Here is a 16,905-nt window from a genome sequence, read left to right as displayed (position 1 = left end):
CCGGCCGGGAAAGATCGACAAACTCGGCAAATGGGGAAAATCGGTTCCCGGGAAAAGTGCCGCGGGGGCCTGTTACACCAGAACCATGGGATTGCGGACCGTACGCGGGGTGAGCGTCGACGAGGCGCTACGGATGGTTCTCATGCTGCCCGAGGTCGACCAGCGCCAGCACGGCAAGGACATCGGCTTCCGGGTGCGGGACAGGGCTTTCGCGTACCTCTGCGCGTACGACCTGACCATGCTCGTGAAGGCGTCGCGGGAGGACACGGCCGCGCTTGTCGAGGACGACCCGCGGGCCTACAAGAAGGCGCGGGCGTCGGGGCGGATCGGCTGGGTCCAGGTCCGGCTGCGCAAGGCGCACGAGGACGAGCTCGGCGACCTCATCACGGAGGCGTGGCGCATGACGGCACCGCCGCTGATCGTGGCGCGGGCCGATCTGCCGCTCTGCTGAGAGCGTCAGCCGAACGCGGAGACGACGGTGGTGATGAGACCGGCGGCCAGGGCGGCGAGCACCGCGGCGGCCAGCAGGATGCGCCACGTGAGGCGAAGGGCGGGCGCGGCGTGAGCGGCGTGGTGCTTCATCCGTGCAGGGAAGCACCACGGGCTGACGTCCGGCTGTGGAGCGGCTGAAGCGGCAGTCGCACACGCCCGCGCGCGGGGGCAGCGGCCGGCCGGCCCGGCGGGCGGTGGCGGGAACCGAAGTGCACCGGGGGGAGGGCTCAGGTCGACGCGGAGGCTGCCGATCGCGGCGGCGTGGACGTTCGGGTGCTCGGGAGTATCGAGATCAACGACCCCGCCGATGTGGGTGGGCGACGGCTGACCGGGGACGACCTGCCCCGGCGGGCGCGGCAGGTGCTCGGCGTCCTCGCGGCGCGGCACGATCGGGTGCAGTCCAAGGACGCGCTCGCCGACGCGGTGTGGGGCGAGGAGCTGCCGGGCAACCATGCGGCGGCGCTCGAGCACTACGTGTCGGTGCTGCGGCGGGCGCTGCAGCCGGGCGTGCCGACGTCGCGGTCGTTCATCGTGACCCGGGCGGGCGGCTACGTGTTCGCCACCGACCGGGCCCGGCTGGACCTGGCCGAGCTGCGGGTGGCGGCCCGCGCGGCCGAGGACGAGCCCGGTCGGGCGGACGTGCGCGAGGAGATCGTCCGGCTCGCGCGGGATCTGCCGTTCACCGAGGACGAGTACGCGGACTGGGCCCTGCCGGTCCGGGCCGAGGTCAAGAGCGTGCTCGTCGGGGCGCTGCTCGACCTGGCCGAGCGGGCGGCCGACGGGGACCCGGCGCGGGCCCTGCGGTTCGCGCGGGAAGCGGTCGAGCTCGAGCCGTTCGCCGAGGGCGCCTACCGGGTGGCCATGCGCGCCGCCGCCGGGCAGGGGCGCAAGGAGGAGGTGCTGCGCTGGTACGACATGTGCCTGCGCTCGCTCACCGACCAGCTCGGCGCCGCGCCGGCCGCAGCGACCACCACCCTGCGCGACGCCCTCCTCGCCTCGCTGGAGGGCGGGCCACCGGCGTTCGACAGGCGGCGCGGCGACCGGCGCAAGGCCGTCCGCGACCTCCCGGCGCCGGAGGACGGGCCCGCGGACGGGCCGACGCACACCGGCCGCGCGCCGCTCGGCCCGGCGCCGGGTGAGGCCGGCCCGGGCGAGCCGGCCGGGCGGGCGAACCTGGCCGTCGTGCGGGACGTGGCAGAGAGCATGGCCACTGTCACCGAGTTGAACCGCCCGGTCGCCGCGGCCGCGGCGGCGCCGGCGGAAGGTCCCGCGTTCGCCGGGCGGGGCGCGGAGCTGCAGGTGCTCGCCGACGGGCCAGGTGTCGTGCATGTCGCCGGGCCGGCGGGGGCGGGGAAGTCGGCGCTGCTGCAGCGGCTGCGGGAGCTGTACCCCGAACGGGCCGGGCTCGGGCGGGGGCCGGGGCCGGGTGGGGCGCTGCGGCTGGGGTGGCTGCGCACGGTACTGCACCAGCTCGGGGTGCCGGCCGACGACGTGCTCGACTCGGCCATGGCGGCGCGGCGGCACCTGTTGCCCAGTGAGCTGGACGGGATCGCCGAGCGGCTGCGGGAGGGTGGGCGCGGGCGGCCGGCGGTGGTCGCCATCGACGACGCCGAGCACCTCGACGCCGACTCCGTGGCCGAGCTGCGGTGGCTGCGGGAGCGGGGGGTGCGGGTGGTGGTGTCGTACCGGTACCCGTCGGCGATCGCGGAGCGGCCGCTCGGGGCGCTCGACGCCGATCTCGTGCTGCGGCTGGCGCCGCTCTCGGCCGGGGACCTGCCCGGCGCGCTGCTGGAGGCCAGCGGCGGGATTCCGGCGCTCGTCACCGCGGCGCGGGAGCTCTCCGAGGAGCTGGCGCTGGAGGTGGCCATGCACCTGGCTCGGCAGCGCACGCGGTGGATGCCGCCGGCGGCCTGGGAGATCCTGCGGCTGACCGCGGCGCTCGGGTCGCTGCGGGTCGAGCAGGTGGCGGCGGCCGGCGGCCTGGAGCTCGACGACGTGCTCGGGGCCGTCGACCAGCTGGTGCACGCCCACCTGCTGGTGGAGGGGCCGGGCGGGCACGTGCGGCATCGCAGCGGGCTGGTCCGGGCGGCGGTCGCGGCCCAGGTCTCCGCCGCGCGCGGGCAGCACCTCCGGGCCCGCCTGGCGTGACTGGGGCCGGGAGCTACCGGCCGGGCGTGTGCGTGCGGCGGGAAGCCGGCGACAAGGGTCGGGAGGACGGTGGCGAACACGGCAACCCCCCGACCGTACAATCGGACTCGTGACTCCGATTGAACGCAACGCAGCGGATACTCCGGATGTCAACCGGCCGCTGCGGGCCGACGCGCGGCGGAACCGGGCGCGCGTGCTCGAGGCGGCCGAGGCGGTGTTCGCGGCCGAGGGGGTCGGGGCCTCGACCGAGGCGGTGGCGCGACGGGCCGGGGTCGGCATCGGTACCGTCTTCCGCCACTTCCCCACCAAGGAGGCCCTGCTCGAGGCCGTACTCGTCGAGCGGATGCGGGCCCTCGTGGCCCACGCGCGCGCGGCCGCGCAGGGTGGGGAGCCGGGTCCGGCACTGTTCGGGTTCCTCGAGCATGTCATCGAGCAGAGCGCCACCAAGAACGCGTTCGCCGATGCGCTGTCCGGGGCCGGCGTGGACGTGACGGAGGTCGTCGGGGACGTCCGCGGGGAGCTGCTCGCCGCCATCGAGGTGCTCACGGCGCAGGCCGGCGCGGCCGGAGCCCTGCGCGGCGACGTCGGCGTGGCCGAGGTGATCGCGGTCGCGGTCGGGGCGTCGCACGCGGCCAGGTGGGCGCCGGACGCGAAGATCCGGGCCACCGCGGTCGGCGTCATCCTGGACGGGCTGCGAAAAATGGCGTGACCGGCGCCACCGCGGCGGAGCACAATCGAGGCCGATATGGAACATGCACAGTTAGTGAAGATCAGCAAGCGGATGTCCAAGGCACTCCGCCACGAACCGGCGCGCGCCGGGCTCACCCTCGATGCGGCCGGCTGGGTGCCGGTCGACGAGTTTCTGGCCGCCATGCACCTCGATCGGGCCACGCTCGACGCGGTGGTCGCCGGGAACGACAAACAGCGGTTCGCCGTCGCCGTGGGCGCGGACGGCATCGAGCGCATCCGGGCCAATCAGGGCCACTCGATCCCCGTCGAGCTGGGCCTGGAGGAGTCACAACCACCCGAAATGCTCTTCCACGGTACCGCCGCCGCCTCATTGTCTTCGATATTGGCGACGGGGCTCAACCGGGGTGGCCGGCACCACGTGCACCTGTCCCCCGACACCGCCACCGCTGCGCGGGTCGGCGCCCGGCGCGGTGGGGCCACGGTGATCCTCACGGTGCTCGCGGGCGACATGGCCCGCGGCGGGCACACGTTCTACCGGTCGCAGAACGGGGTCTGGCTCACCGATGAGGTCCCCCCGGAGTTCATCCGGACCCCTTGAGCAGGCGCTGCAGCAGGTCGGCGAGCGGCATCGACTCGCCGTCGCGGGCCCCTTCACCGACGATGAGCCGCGGTGCGGACGGGCTCGGGTCGGCCCCCGCGATCAGGGCCCGGGCCGACGAGGGGACGAGCAGCGAGTAGTACTCCCCCTCCTCGGAGATGGCGATCGTCCGGGCGGGGTTCAGATACCAGCCACGCAGCGGCGTGCGGTAGGACCGGCCGCTGTAGGAGCGCGCCCGCAGCGGCTCCGGGGTAAGGTTGGCCCGCTCGGCGGCGGCGATGAACTCAGCGATCAGCTCCTGGGCCCGCGCCGCCTCGGCCTCGCGGCGGCGGTTGAGCTCGGCGCCGTGATGGGCGACCGCCCGAGCCCGCTGATCCCGCCAGTCGTCGCTCACGTAACCTCCGGGCCGCTCACGTTCGAAACTGTAACCGGTCGCAGATCACACTCAGCGACCGCGCCACTGGGTACCTCCGGGGCGTTTGGGATGCTAGTAAGGCCGCCTGCATTGCCCGAGTGAGGAGCACCCCGTGACCGCCAGCTTCGATGATGGGGACGTGACCGGCTTCGGCGAGCTCGGGTTGCGCGATGAACTGCTCAAAGCCCTGACCGGTCTCGGCTACGAGGAGCCGACGCCGATCCAGCGCGAGGCCATCCCGCCGATGCTCGAAGGGCGGGACCTGCTGGGGCAGGCCGCCACCGGTACCGGAAAAACCGCCGCATTCGCTCTGCCGCTCCTGCAACGGCTCCCCGCGCCCGGCGGCGACAACCCGTCGGCGCTGGTGCTGGTCCCCACCCGGGAGCTCGCCGTGCAGGTGTCGGAGGCGATCCACCGATACGGCCGCGACCTCGGCGTCCGCGTCCTGCCCATCTACGGCGGTCAGCCGATCGGCCGGCAGCTGCGCTCGCTGGAGTTCGGCGTCGACGTGGTCGTCGCCACGCCCGGGCGCGCGCTCGACCATCTCGGCCGCGGGACCCTGCGCCTGCACGACCTGCACGTCGTGGTCCTCGACGAGGCCGACGAGATGCTCGACATGGGCTTCGCCGAGGACATCGAGGCGATCCTGGCCGCGACCCCCGAAGACCGCCAGACGGTGCTGTTCTCGGCCACGATGCCGCCGCGCATCGACGGCCTGGCCAGCAGCCACCTGACCGACCCGGTCCGGATCCAGATCGGCCGCGAGCCCACCCCGGCCGGTGAGGCGCCGCTGGTTCGCCAGATGGCCTATGTGGTACCGCGGGCCCACAAGCCGGCCGCGCTCGGTCGCGTGCTGGACGTCGAGGCGCCGGGCGCGGCGATCGTCTTCTGCCGGACCCGCGACGAGGTCGATCAGCTCACCGAGACGCTCAACGGCCGGGGGTACCGGGCCGAGGCCCTGCACGGCGGCATGGGCCAGGAGCAGCGCGACCGGGTCATGGCCCGCCTCCGCAACGGCACCGCCGACCTGCTCGTGGCCACCGACGTCGCCGCCCGCGGCCTGGACGTCGAGCACCTCACGCACGTGGTGAACTACGACGTGCCCTCGGCGCCGGAGTCGTACGTGCACCGGATCGGCCGCGTGGGCCGGGCCGGCCGCGAGGGCGTCGCCATCACCCTGGCCGAGCCGCGCGAGCACCGCATGCTCAAGACCATCGAGCGCGTCACCAAGCAGCGCATCATCATCGAGAAGGTCCCCTCGGTCGCGGACCTGCGCGCCCGGCGCATGGAGCTCACCCGGGCCAAGCTCCACGAGATCCTGGTGGCCGAGGACGGCACGGAGCGCTTCCGCGCGATCGTGGAGTCCCTGGGTGACGAGTTCGACCCGATGGAGATCGCGCTGGCCGCTGTCAAGTTCGCCCACGAGGCGACGGCGGTCGGCGAGAACGACGAGGAGGAGATCCCCGACGTCACGCTCCGCCAGCCCCGCGACCGCGACGATCGCCAGGGCCAGGGCGGCGGCCCCAACCCGAACCGCCGCGTGAGCGTCCGCGACGCCGACGGCCGAGGCCGGGGCCGCGAGACCGGCGGGCGCCGCGCCCCCACGGGCGGCATGACCCGCCTGTTCGTGGGTGCCGGCCGCGCCGCCGGCATCCGCCCCCAGGACCTGGTCGGCGCCATCACCGGCGAGTCCTCGCTGACCGGCCGCGACGTCGGCGCGATCGAGATCGCCGACCGGTTCGCCCTGGTCGAGGTCCCGGACGGCGCCGTCGACGAGGTCATCGACACCCTGCGCCGCACGACGCTGAAGGGCCGCCGCCCGGTGGTGCGCCGCGAGCGCCCCCGCACGGACTAGCGGTCGGGAGCCGCCCGGTGGCGGCTCAGAGCTCCAGCGGGAGTTGTTCGCCGCCGGGCAGGGTGAGGACCAGGTCGGCGGCGGCCGGCGGGGCCGCGAAGGCGAGCGTCTCGTCGGTGGTGGCGCCCGGGTGCAGGTCGACGGCGGCCGGCCGGTCCGCGTGGGCGAGCGGGCGGCCGTCGGCGAGCACGTCGAAGCCGGTGAGGTGCTCGACGGTCCGGCCGGTGTTCGTGAACCTCACGGTGACCTCCAGCGGGCCCGCGCCGAGGAGGTCGACGCTCGTCACGACGGCCGGAGCGAGCGCGGCCGGTTCGCGGTGGCCGGGTGTCGTGCTGCCGGCCTCGGCCGCGGCCGGGGCGATCAGGCCGAACACGCCGCCGACGGCGAGGCCCGCGGCGGCGGCCATCGACGTTGCCCGGATCGCCTCGCGTGCCAGCCCCATGGAATCCGCCCCTCGTTCGACCGACGATGGGGCGAGGTTCGCACCCGGGGCTGAGGTTCGGATGTGGTGCGGCTGAGTTGCGGGTTCAGGTTGTCGGCTTCTTGTCCTGTGCCGTCGGCCCCCACGACTCCAGGACCACCGGCGCGCCGAGCTCGGACTCGACGGCGCCCACCCAGTCGGTGACGGGCGTGTACTGCGGTTCGACGGTCGCCAGCGCCCGGGTCATCGCGGCCTGCCGGTCCAGGTCGCCCGGGGCGCCGGGGCGCAGCACCTCGCGGTCGTACGCGTGGCACATGCGGTCCACCGGCAGGTCCAGGTGGGTCAGGACCAGCCCGTCCACGCCGCCGGCCGCCTCCAGTGCGTAGCGGTGCAGCGGCGCGTCGAAGTGGCCCACCCGGAAGGCACCCTGCCAGTCGTTCGCCGGGTTGTTGGGGTCGGTGATGCCGAGCGCCGGCGCCTCGGTCGGCAGCGGGCCCGCGCCGTGGCGGGTCGTCACCGTGCGCAGCACGCCGAGCCGCGTGACCGACCTGTCCGGCAGGTCGGCGACCCGCAGCAGTTCCAGAGCGTTGGCGAACGTCGTGGTACTCCACGTCGTGTACGGATGGAACCCGTGCCACTCGTCGAGCAGCACGCCCTGCGCCCCCTCGAAGACGCAGGAGCCGGCGGCGCTCAACCGATCGACGAATCGCACGAGCGACGCGAATCCGGTGAACGCCGCCAGACACGCCTCCACCGGCGGCCCGCCGACGCCCAGGCGGGCCCGGGTCTGCGCCAGCTTCCGGCGCAGCACCGGCGGGTCCGCACAGTCCGCCGCCCGCAGCGCGTCGTCGGGGTAGGCCAGCGCGTACTCCGTCGTCGCCCCGACGCCCATGCCGCACGATCCGTGCCGATCGGCGCCCCGGGCCAGCTCGGCCGACCGGTTGGCCAGCCGGTGGTACGGCGTGGTGATCAGGGCGGCCGCGTCGACGGTCAACCTGTCCCAGATGTCGGTGACACCGAGCGATACCAGGTGCTCGGCCTCCGTCACCAGGGCGAGCGGATCGACGACCATGAACGACGACAGGTGCGTGCGGACCCCGGGCCGCAGCGACCCGGAGCCGAACTGCGCGAACGTGTGCTTGCGCCCGTCGGCGAGCACGACCGTGTGCGCCGCCTGCGCGCCCCCGTTGAACCGCACGACGGTGTCGATGTCGCGGGTCGCGCACAGGTAGTCCACGGTCGTGCCTTTGCCGCAGTCGCCGAACCCGAGGTCCACGACGATGTAGTGCACTGACGTCTACAGCCTTTCCACGCTTACCGGAGCGGCGAGGTCCGGCGGGGTGGCGCCGCGGGCCACGGGGGCGCGGCCGCCGCCGATGCGGGCGAGCGCCTTGCCCACGGTGCCGGCCGCGGCCGAGCCGACCTCGCCCAGGTCGGCCAGGCCCTCGTCGAGGTCGATTCTGTCCTCGCCGAGGCCGATGGTCAGGGCGATGGTCTCGCAGACCGCGTCGAGGTCGTCGAGCGCGATGACGTTCTGGCCGAGCAGGTCGCGCCAGAAGTCGAGGATCGCGGTGTTGCCCGCGTAGGAGGAGCCGGCCGGGAGGATGTAGTAGGTGTCGTACTTGCGGCGGACCTCCTCGACGATGGCCCGCAGCTTGATCGGCTCGGTGAGCTCGTCGCCGATGACGTCGCGGACCTCGGAGATCTTGACCCGGGAGTACGCCTGCTCGTCGCCGATGATGAAGAGGTAGCCGCGCTTGCCGCGCTTCTCGTGGCAGTCGATGCTCGTGTGGCGGGCCATGAAGTACATCGCCAGCTCGTACGACTCGGTCATCTGGCCGCCACCGCCGCCCTCGAGCACGAAGCGGCCGAGGTCGTCGTCGAGACGGTTGTCCGACTCGAACTGGCCCACCTGCAGCGGGGCCCGGTCGCAGGTGGCGTCGCCGATCGCGCCGAACAGGATCTGCGGGTCGGTCACGTATCCCTTGCGCAGCAGCAGGCCGAGCAGCTGCGGGAGCTTCTGCTGCAGGACCCGCGGCACCGAGCCCATCGAGCCGGTGACGTCGAACAGCACGGCGATCGCGACCGAGTCGGGGTGCTCGTCGGAGTCGCGGCTCTCCCGGACGCCGACACCCTTCGGGTCGAGTGCCTTGTGGACGGTACGGGCGCCGGAGTCGCTGTACGCGAACGCACTCTTGCCCGTGGCCCGGCGGTAGCGGTCGGCGGCGTCGTAGACGTCGGTGGACCAGGCTCCACTTCCCATGATCAACTCCTCACAGTACGAATGGACGGAATCTGCGCGGTCCGTAGAGGCGCAGGAGCAGCTCGTCGAGCTCGGCCAGCAGCTGCCACGCGTCGTCGGGGCGCTGCCGGGGCGAGGCCAGCCGGCAGCCGTCGGCGAAGCGCCGCAACGCCTTCGGCGCGCGGTCCCCCATCAGCTGCGACATGAGACCGGCCGCCATATGGATGTCAGTGCCGGGCCCGGGTGTACCGCGAGCCAGGACCTCCGGTGGATAGTCCGGCCGATGCCCCGGTACCACCGCGGGGATGTGCTCATGCGGGTCGGCGACGCTGTAGCACCAGTCGACGAGCACCACGCCGTGGTCGTCGGGCTCGATGAGCACGTGCCGGGCGACCACCGCCCCGTGCACCACGCCGGCCCGGTGCGCCAGGCCCAGGGCCACCAGCAGGCGCCGCCACATCCACGCGGCGTCGCGTGGATCCAGCCCGTGGGGCCGCTTCGCCCGCACCTCCTCGAGGGAGTGCAGCCGCGCCGCCGACACGCCGATGACGTTGGCCCGCCGCACCTCGCCCGTGTCGGACCTGTGCCGGAAGGAGTCGACGAGCCGGGGCACGTACGGCAGGTACCGCGGATCCCCCTGCTCGGCGATCTGCCGCAGCGCCGTGGCCTCCCGCGCAAGGAGGTCGTTGCAGGACGGGTCCCGGGCCAGCTTGAGGTGGCCCTCCGGCACCTTGTACAGGTTGGCCAGGTCTCCCCGGTACGCCAGCGCCTCGGTCGAGTACGAGCCGCGGGCCGTGTGGATCGCGTTGCGGCCGCGCCAGAGCTCCGACAGCCGCGCGAACGCCGTCGTGCCCCGCGGCCCGGCGAAGTCCGGATGCACCAGCTTGGCCAGGGTGCGGTACTTCCGCTGCGCATCGCCCCCGCCGAACAGCTCCTCCGCGGAGGCCCGCTCGACGAGCGCGATCGCCTCGTCGACGTTCACCGCACGGCCTCCTCCCGGCTCGGCATCAGCAGCGCGGGGTGCAGGAGCTGGGCGTCACCGGCGCGGTACAGCTTGGCGCGGGGCCCCCCTCGAGCCCCGCCCCGTTCGGTTGTCGCGCCGGTCCCCTCGACGAAGCCCGGCACCGACAGCACCTTGCGGTGGAAGTTGCCGGCGTGCAGCGGCTCGCCCCAGACCGTCTCGTACACGGCCCGCAGGTCGGCGATGGTGAACTCCTCGTCGACGAACCGGGTCGCCAGCGGCGAGTACTCCAGCTTCGAGCGGGCCCGTTCGAGGCCGTCCGCGAGGATCGTGGTGTGGTCGAAGGCAAGCGTCTCGGGCCGCTCGTCCATCGGCACCCAGGCCGCCTCCCGCGCGTCGGTGCCCGACACGGGGTCGGGCAGGTGCGGGGCGAAGGCCAGGTACGCCACCGAGAACACCCGCATCCGCGGATCCCGGTCGGGCGCGCCGTAGGTGCCGAGCTGCTCGAGGTGCAGCCGGCGGTGCGCGTTCGCGACCCCGGTCTCCTCGGCCAGCTCCCGCGCGGCGGCCGTCGGCAGGTCCTCCCACTCCCCCACGAACCCGCCGGGCAGCGCCCACATGTCCCGCATGGGCGGGCCGGCGCGCCGCACGAGCAGCACGTTGAGGCGCCCCTCGCGGATCGTGAAGGCCACGACGTCGACGGTCACCGCGACCGGCGGGTAGCGCGACGGGTCGTAGTTGGCCAGGAAGTCGGCCTCGGAGTCAGCCACGGCGCCAGTCCTTCTCAGGTGGAGTCTTTCTCGATTTGAGTCTTACTCGATCTGAGAACAACATAGGCCAGCCATGGTCACCGGCGCAACGGTGAAAAAATTCCCGCCAATACCCCGTCGGGCGATACATCCGACAAGTCGCGGCGCGCCAGCGCCCGACTTATCGGAATTGTTACGGCGTGTCCGCCCGCGTCAGCGGCGCAGCGCCGCCTGCACGACCCGGTCTGGCCGAAGCACGACAGTTCGGCGGCCCATCCAGCGCCGCAGCGCACCCGTCGGGTCCAGCTCGTCGGTGACGCACACCAGGCGGTGGGAGCCGAAGCCGGCCGGCTCCCCGCCCGTGTAGAGCACCGACCAGCCGTCGCCGAGCACGGGGTCCAGGCCGGTCACGGGGGCCAGGGTGCCGGCCAGGCGGCCGCGGCCCACGCCGCGCAGCGGTGGTGAGGTCGAGCGCAGCGCGAGGGCCTTCATGCCGGGCAGGCGCCAGATCGAGCCGCGGACCCGACCGCCGGTCATCGCCAGGCCGGCCACGATGGCCAGGCGGATCTGCGCACGGACGTGCGGGGAGCGCTCACGCTCGTAGGAGTCGAGCAGGTCGGCCTCGCCGCCCGCAGACCGCAGGTCGGCCGCCAGTTTCCAGGCCAGGTTGTACGCGTCGCGCAGCCCGGCGCCCAGGCCCTGGCCGATGAAGGGCGGCGTCTGGTGGGCGGCGTCGCCCAGCAGGAAGACCCGGCCCGCGCGCCACTTCGAGGCCACGTTGGCGCGGAAGGTGTACTCCGCCCGCCGCACGATCCGCACGGAGACGTCCCCGAGCCACGGGGCCAGGAGCGGCTCCACCGGCAGCTCCGCGGCGCTCTCCCCCGGCAGCAGGCGGAACTCCCAGCGGTACCGGCGCGGGCCGAGCTGCATGAACGTGGCCGCGCGGCGGCGGTTGCACACCTGGTGCACGCCACCCCACGCGTGCAGGTCGGCCGCGCACACCCCGTCGACGACAAGCCAGCGCTCGGCGAAGTGCATGTCGACGAGCGACGCGCCGATCTGCTCCCGGACGGTGCTGTTGGCGCCGTCGCAGCCCAGGACCGCGGAGGCGGCGACCTCGTGCTCCGACCCGCCCAGGCGGTAGCGGACGGACGACGACGTCACCTGGAGCACCGTGGCGCCGCCGACGAGCTCGATGGCGGGCAGGTCGCCGAGCCGGGCACGCAGCAGGCGCTCCAGGTCGGGCTGGTCGAACATGTTGGCCTGCGGGTAGCCGGAGCCGGCCGGGGAGCGGGCGAACGTGGCCATCACACGGTGCCGGGCGTCGAGCAGGCGCAGGCCCAGGCCGGGGCGGCTGATCTTCAGGAACCCGGCGGCCACGCCCGCGGCGTCCAGGATGCGCACCACCTCGTCGTCGACATGGACGGCGCGGGGCAGCGGGTACATCTGCGTGTAGCGCTCGAGCACCAGGCAGGGGACGCCACGCTGGGCCAGCAGGACGGCGGCGGTCACGCCGACCGGGCCCGCACCCACGATCACGACCGGATCCACCCGCCCAGGTTGCAACCTCGAAGTACTCCGGGGCAACCGCGGACGGTCGATAAAGATCATCGTGCCGTCCTGGGTCAGCAATCGCAGCATCGCCACCAAGATCGTGGGGATCGCGATGCTTGTCGCCTCCATCTTCGCCGGCATCGCCGTGTACGGCCTGGTCAACCTGCGCGAGGTGGCGGCGCAGCAGGAGGCGCAGTATCGGCGTGACGTCGTGGCGATGACGCACATGGTCGCGGTCCGCTCGGCCGTGGGGCTGCAGATGGAGGCGGTGCAGTCGCACCTGCTCTCGCAGCCGGGGTTCTACCGGGACCGCTACGAGGCCGAGATCGCCGACACCGACACGCAGATCGACGAGCACTTCACGGAGCTGGCCACGATCGAGCTCACCAAGGCCGAGCTGCGGGAGCTGGAGCTGCTGGAGAAGGTCATCGGGCAGTACCGCACCGCCCGCGACACCGGCCTGGCCGCCAGCCGCCGCGGCGACAAGGACAACGCGGTCTCGATCGTGCTGGTGCGCTCCGAGTCGGTCGCGCACGCGGTCAAGGCCCGGGCCGACGAGTTCCTCCAGCAGCTCGTCGACGCGGTCGCCACCGGCAGCCGGCAGATACGCGAGCGCACCGCCAGCACCAGCCGCAACGTGACGATCCTGCTGATCGTCGGCGGGATCGTCGCGGCCGGGGTGGCGGTCCTGGCCGCCCGCCAGCTCAGCCGGCCGCTGCGCCGCGCCGTCAGCGTGCTCACGGCGGTCGCCGCGGGCGACTTCCACCAGCGGCTGGAGCAGCACTCGCAGGACGAGGTCGGGCAGATGAGCCGGTCGCTCAACAACACCGTCGGCGTGCTGCGGGACGCGTTCGACCAGCTCAACCACCGTGCGTACCACGACGGGCTGACCGGGCTGCCCAACCGCGTCCTGCTGCGCGAGCGGACCGAGCGGGCGCTGCTCGCGGCCGGGCCGAGCGCGCCGGTCGCCCTGCTGCTCATCGACCTCGACGGGTTCAAGCAGGTCAACGACGTGCACGGGCACGCCGCGGGCGACCACCTGCTGGTGGCGGTGGCGGACCGGCTGCGCGACCTGGTGCGCGGGGCGGACACCCCGGCCCGGCTCGGCGGCGACGAGTTCGCGGTGCTGCTCGCCGGGGCCGAGGACCCCTGCACCGTGGCCGGGCGGGTGCTCGCCGCGCTCCGGCTGCCGGTGACGTTCGGGGCCGTCCAGCTGGTGCCGCAGGCCAGCATCGGCGTCGCCGAGTGGCGCGGGCAGGCCGACGTCGACGCGTTCTTCCACGACGCGGACCAGGCGATGTACGCGGCGAAGGCCGGCGGCAAGGGCCGGGTCGCCGTGTCCGACTGCGCCCCCGGCCCGGTCCTCACCGCTTAAGATCAACTCGTTATGAGGCTACGGACCGCGGCGCTGCTCGCCCTCGCGCTGGCACTGACCGGCTGCGGGGGTGGCGGCAGCCCCGCCGAGCGGGCCTCGGACGCCTGCGTGGAGTACTCCCGGTATGGCCGTCACGAGAGCACCACCGTCTCGGTCACCGGGCCCATCCGCAACGCCGAGGCGGACAAGCTGCTGCGCTCCTGGAACGACTTCGAGGACTGCACGGGGATCACCGTCGACTACGACGGGATCGCCGCGTTCGAGCAGGACCTCAAGGACCGCACCGCCGCGGGCCGCCCGCCGGACCTCGCGCTGTTCCCGCAGCCGGGCCTCATCGCCGACATGGCCCACGAGGGCGGGCTGCAGCCGGTCTCCGCGGACGTGCAGGCCCACGTGCAGCGCTGGTGGTCCCAGGCGTGGCAGACCTACGGCACTGTCGACGGCAAGCTCTACGCGGCGCCGCTCAACGCCAACATCAAATCCCTGGTCTGGTACTCGCCGTCGTTCTTCGCCGAGCACGGGTACTCGCCGCCCACCTCCTGGGACGAGCTCATGCGGCTCACCGAACGGATCGCGGCCGCCGGGGTGAAGCCCTGGTGCGCGGGTGCCGAGTCGGGCGCGGCCAGCGGCTTCCCGATCACCGACTGGCTCGAGGACGTCCTGCTGCGCACGTCGGGGCCGCAGGTGTACGACGACTGGGTCGCGCACCGGATTCCGTTCAACGACAAGCGGATCGTCGAGGCTCTCGACAGGGCCGGTGCGATCCTGCGCGACCCGCGGTACGTCAACGGCGGCTACGGCGGCGTGCAGTCGATCGCCACCGTGGCCATGTCCGAGGGCGGGCTGCCGATCCTGCAGGGCACGTGCGCCATGCACCGCCAGGCGTCGTTCTACGCCAACGAGTGGCCGGACGGGACCCGGATCGCCCCCGACGGCGACGTGTACGCGTTCTACCTGCCGCGGGTGGACCCGGCCGGGCCCCGGGTGGTCCTCGGGGCGGGCGAGTTCGTGGGTGCCTTCACCACCCGCCCCGAGGTGCAGGCCGTCGCGGCCTACCTGTCCACGCCGCAGTGGGCCGACCGCCGGGCCCGGCTCGGCGGTGCGGTGAGCGCCAACCAGGCCATCGACCGCACCGCACTGCGCTCACCGATCGAGCAGCTGTCGGCCGAACTGCTCACCGACCCGGACACCGTCTTCCGCTTCGACGCCTCCGACATGATGCCCGCAACCGTCGGCACCGGCACGTTCTGGACCGGCATGATCGACTGGCTGAACGGGAAGCCGACGAAGGACGTCCTGGACGCGATCGAGCAGAGCTGGCCGGCGGGCTAGGAGCACCACTGGCCGTTCAGGATGAACGACGAGGGCGTGGCATTGGTACCGTTCCAGCTCGACAGGAACCCGAAGCTCACCGCGCCGCCGGCCGGGATCGGCGCCGTGTAGGCGGCGTTGGTGACGGCCACGGCCCCGCCGGTCTGGGTGTAGGTGCCGCCCCACATCTGGTTGATCGCCTGGCCGTTGATGTAGTTCCAGGTGAGCTTCCACCCGCTGACCGCGACGGTGCCGGTGTTGGCGATCCGCACCTCGCCCTGGAAGCCGCCGGGCCACTGACCCACGACCGTGTAGGTCACCTTGCACGCCCCGAGCACCGGGTCGGACATGGTCACCGAGCGGGACGGGGACGGCGAGGCCGACGAGCGCGACGGCGACGGGGACACGGAGGTCCGCGACGGTGACGGGGACGCCGTCCCGCCGTAGACCGACGCCTCCTTCGCGGTGGCCCTGATGCCGTTGGCGCCGTTGAAGATGCGCTCACCCCAGCTGGTCAGCTGGGCCGGGTTGAAGTTCGTGACCATGTCGAGGTACTCGACGCCGCCGCCGTTGCCGCTCCACGACCACCCGAGGTAGCCGATCTTCAGCGCCGTGGTCGTCGCCATGATGGTGTCCTCGTCCGGGTTGCCGTCGGAGTGGTTGAACCCGAACTCGCCCACGACGATCGGCAGCTTCGCGGCGACGAACCGGTTCAGGTAGTCGTCGATCTCGGCCGCCGTGTCGAACACGCCGTACATGTGGATGGAGAACACGGTGTTCTTCTGCGGGTCGGCGGCGAAGACGGTCGCCGCGTTGTCGCGCATCGTGAACGTCCAGTCCTGCCCCCAGTTCGGGGCGTCGACCATGATGGTGTGCTCGAACCCGTTGGCCCGCAGCCGCTTCACGGCGTTGGCGGTGTCGGTGGTCCAGTTGGCGACGGTGGCCGCGTTGTTCCCGTACGGCTCGTTGCCGATGTTGACGATGACGTACTTCTCCTGACCCACGAGCGCGCTCTTGATGCTCAGCCAGTAGTCGACCGCCTTGTCCAGCGACACCGCGGCGCCGGCCTCCCCGTAGCCGGTGGTGTCGTGGGCCTCGAGCACGCAGATGAGCCGGTTGGCCTTGCACAGCGACACGACGTTCGCCACGTCGGCGGCGTCGTTCTTCGCCCACTGGTCACCGGTGGCCAGCACCACCCGCACCGTGTTCGCACCGAGCGCCTTGATGTTCGCGAACGCACCGGTCTGCGACGGGTACCAGGTGTGGGCATGGCTGACCCCGCGCATCACGAACTCGTTGCCGTTCGCGTCGTACAGCCGCCCGTTGCTGACCGTGAACCCGGCCGCCGCGGACGCGGACGGCACGGCGACGAGCACCGACACGACGACCGCCAGCACCGCGGTGGCGGCCAGGGTGATCTGGCTGCGCAATCTCATTCGAGCTCCCTTCTCGTTGGGCGACAACGTATTAACCGGTTCAGTAAACGGTCAACGAACCACCCTCGTAGTCCCCCGCCACCAGCGCAGAGCCCATGAAATTTACGGGTAGGACCCTCGTCGACCCCGAACGGACAACCCACGAGCTAGGGAGATGGCGCATGCCACTCGACAACCCCGCCGACCTGTTCCTCTACGAGCTGTCCGGCGCGTACGACGCCGAGCGCAAGACCAACCAGCTGGTCGGCGAGATCCTGGGCCACACCGAGCAGAGCCCGCTCGCGCAGGTGCTGCGCGCCCAGCAGCAGCAGGGCCGCCAGAAGATCCAGAACCTGGAGACCTGCTTCGCCATGATGGAGGCCGAGCCCGACGACGTGCCGTCGATGGCCACCGAGGGCCTGCGCGCCGAGTTCCAGCAGTTCCTGGGCCAGACCCCGGGCATGGAGGCGGTGGAGATCTTCACCGTCGACGCCGAGACCCGCCTGGCCCACCTGGGCATCGCCGCCTACCAGGCCCTGATCGACAAGGCACTGCTCATGGGCGAGGTCCAGTGCGCCCAGATCCTGCGCACCAACCTGGTGCAGCAGCAGGAGAACGCCGGCACCTTCGAGCGCATCAGCCACGAGCTCGGCCAGCGCGTCTCCATGAACGCCTGAGC

17 protein-coding genes are annotated in these 16,905 nt (G+C 72.8%); 8 read left to right on the top strand and 9 right to left on the bottom strand.

The features are described from left to right. Positions 1-85 precede the first annotated feature (85 nt). Entirely contained in the window at positions 86-451 is a 366-nt protein-coding gene (locus Dvina_RS13140; protein WP_223102761.1) for an MmcQ/YjbR family DNA-binding protein, read from the top strand. A gap of 5 nt (positions 452-456) precedes the next feature. On the opposite strand, the gene Dvina_RS55160 is transcribed toward Dvina_RS13140, so the two are convergent. Continuing rightward, entirely contained in the window at positions 457-582 is a 126-nt protein-coding gene (locus Dvina_RS55160; protein WP_261963941.1) for a hypothetical protein, read from the bottom strand. Between the two features lie 171 nt (positions 583-753). Between Dvina_RS55160 and Dvina_RS13135 the strand changes: the two genes are divergently transcribed. The 3 genes from Dvina_RS13135 (at position 754) to Dvina_RS13125 (ending at position 3,928) form a co-directional block, all read left to right on the top strand. Beyond that, positions 754-2,640 (top strand): AfsR/SARP family transcriptional regulator, encoded by a 1,887-nt coding sequence (locus Dvina_RS13135; protein WP_223102760.1) that lies wholly within the window; start codon positions 754-756, stop codon positions 2,638-2,640. A 109-nt stretch (positions 2,641-2,749) separates the two neighbouring features. Then, complete coding sequence (locus Dvina_RS13130) at positions 2,750-3,349, top strand: TetR/AcrR family transcriptional regulator (protein ID WP_223102759.1); 600 nt, start codon at positions 2,750-2,752, stop codon at positions 3,347-3,349. A 72-nt stretch (positions 3,350-3,421) separates the two neighbouring features. Next, a complete protein-coding gene (locus tag Dvina_RS13125) occupies positions 3,422-3,928 on the top strand; it encodes an RNA 2'-phosphotransferase (RefSeq protein ID WP_246656188.1) in 507 nt (168 codons plus the stop codon). On the opposite strand, the gene Dvina_RS13120 is transcribed toward Dvina_RS13125, so the two are convergent. Next, entirely contained in the window at positions 3,912-4,322 is a 411-nt protein-coding gene (locus tag Dvina_RS13120) for a hypothetical protein (RefSeq protein WP_223102757.1), read from the bottom strand. The two genes, Dvina_RS13125 and Dvina_RS13120, sit on opposite strands and share 17 nt — an antisense overlap. Positions 4,323-4,428: 106 nt before the next feature. On the opposite strand from Dvina_RS13120, the gene Dvina_RS13115 reads away from it, so the two are divergent. Then, positions 4,429-6,198 (top strand): DEAD/DEAH box helicase, encoded by a 1,770-nt coding sequence (locus Dvina_RS13115; RefSeq protein ID WP_379992975.1) that lies wholly within the window; start codon positions 4,429-4,431, stop codon positions 6,196-6,198. A 25-nt stretch (positions 6,199-6,223) separates the two neighbouring features. On the opposite strand, the gene Dvina_RS13110 is transcribed toward Dvina_RS13115, so the two are convergent. The 6 genes from Dvina_RS13110 to Dvina_RS13085 form a co-directional block, all read right to left on the bottom strand. Next, on the bottom strand, positions 6,224-6,640 hold the full coding sequence (locus Dvina_RS13110; protein ID WP_223102756.1) for a hypothetical protein: 417 nt from the start codon (positions 6,638-6,640) through the stop codon (positions 6,224-6,226). Positions 6,641-6,725: 85 nt separating this feature from the next. Beyond that, positions 6,726-7,910, bottom strand: coding sequence for an adenylosuccinate synthetase (locus Dvina_RS13105; protein ID WP_246656186.1), 1,185 nt, complete (start codon positions 7,908-7,910; stop codon positions 6,726-6,728). A 6-nt stretch (positions 7,911-7,916) separates the two neighbouring features. Continuing rightward, positions 7,917-8,882: a hypothetical protein gene (locus Dvina_RS13100; protein ID WP_223102755.1), complete on the bottom strand. Its 966-nt coding sequence runs from the start codon at positions 8,880-8,882 to the stop codon at positions 7,917-7,919. Between the two features lie 10 nt (positions 8,883-8,892). Continuing rightward, entirely contained in the window at positions 8,893-9,843 is a 951-nt protein-coding gene (locus Dvina_RS13095; protein ID WP_223102754.1) for a serine/threonine-protein kinase, read from the bottom strand. Continuing rightward, a complete protein-coding gene (locus tag Dvina_RS13090; RefSeq protein WP_223102753.1) occupies positions 9,840-10,592 on the bottom strand; it encodes an NUDIX hydrolase in 753 nt (250 codons plus the stop codon). The genes Dvina_RS13095 and Dvina_RS13090 overlap by 4 nt, the downstream gene beginning before the upstream one ends. A gap of 192 nt (positions 10,593-10,784) precedes the next feature. Continuing rightward, positions 10,785-12,122: a bifunctional 3-(3-hydroxy-phenyl)propionate/3-hydroxycinnamic acid hydroxylase gene (locus Dvina_RS13085; RefSeq protein WP_223102752.1), complete on the bottom strand. Its 1,338-nt coding sequence runs from the start codon at positions 12,120-12,122 to the stop codon at positions 10,785-10,787. Between the two features lie 61 nt (positions 12,123-12,183). Between Dvina_RS13085 and Dvina_RS13080 the strand changes: the two genes are divergently transcribed. Together Dvina_RS13080 and Dvina_RS13075 are read left to right on the top strand one after the other, a co-directional pair. After that, a complete protein-coding gene (locus tag Dvina_RS13080; protein WP_223102751.1) occupies positions 12,184-13,500 on the top strand; it encodes a diguanylate cyclase domain-containing protein in 1,317 nt (438 codons plus the stop codon). A 12-nt stretch (positions 13,501-13,512) separates the two neighbouring features. Beyond that, positions 13,513-14,832 (top strand): ABC transporter substrate-binding protein, encoded by a 1,320-nt coding sequence (locus tag Dvina_RS13075; RefSeq protein WP_223102750.1) that lies wholly within the window; start codon positions 13,513-13,515, stop codon positions 14,830-14,832. On the opposite strand, the gene Dvina_RS13070 is transcribed toward Dvina_RS13075, so the two are convergent. Next, a complete protein-coding gene (locus Dvina_RS13070; protein WP_380030229.1) occupies positions 14,829-16,241 on the bottom strand; it encodes a cellulase family glycosylhydrolase in 1,413 nt (470 codons plus the stop codon). The two genes, Dvina_RS13075 and Dvina_RS13070, sit on opposite strands and share 4 nt — an antisense overlap. A gap of 167 nt (positions 16,242-16,408) precedes the next feature. Here Dvina_RS13070 and Dvina_RS13065 point away from each other — a divergent pair, with 167 nt between their 5' ends. Then, positions 16,409-16,903: a DUF892 family protein gene (locus Dvina_RS13065; protein ID WP_223102748.1), complete on the top strand. Its 495-nt coding sequence runs from the start codon at positions 16,409-16,411 to the stop codon at positions 16,901-16,903. Positions 16,904-16,905 lie beyond the last annotated feature (2 nt).

Origin of the sequence: Dactylosporangium vinaceum, assembly GCF_019904175.1 — a bacterium.
Taxonomy (GTDB): Bacteria; Actinomycetota; Actinomycetes; order Mycobacteriales; family Micromonosporaceae; genus Dactylosporangium; species Dactylosporangium vinaceum.
This window is presented reverse-complemented; position numbering and strand designations above follow the sequence as displayed.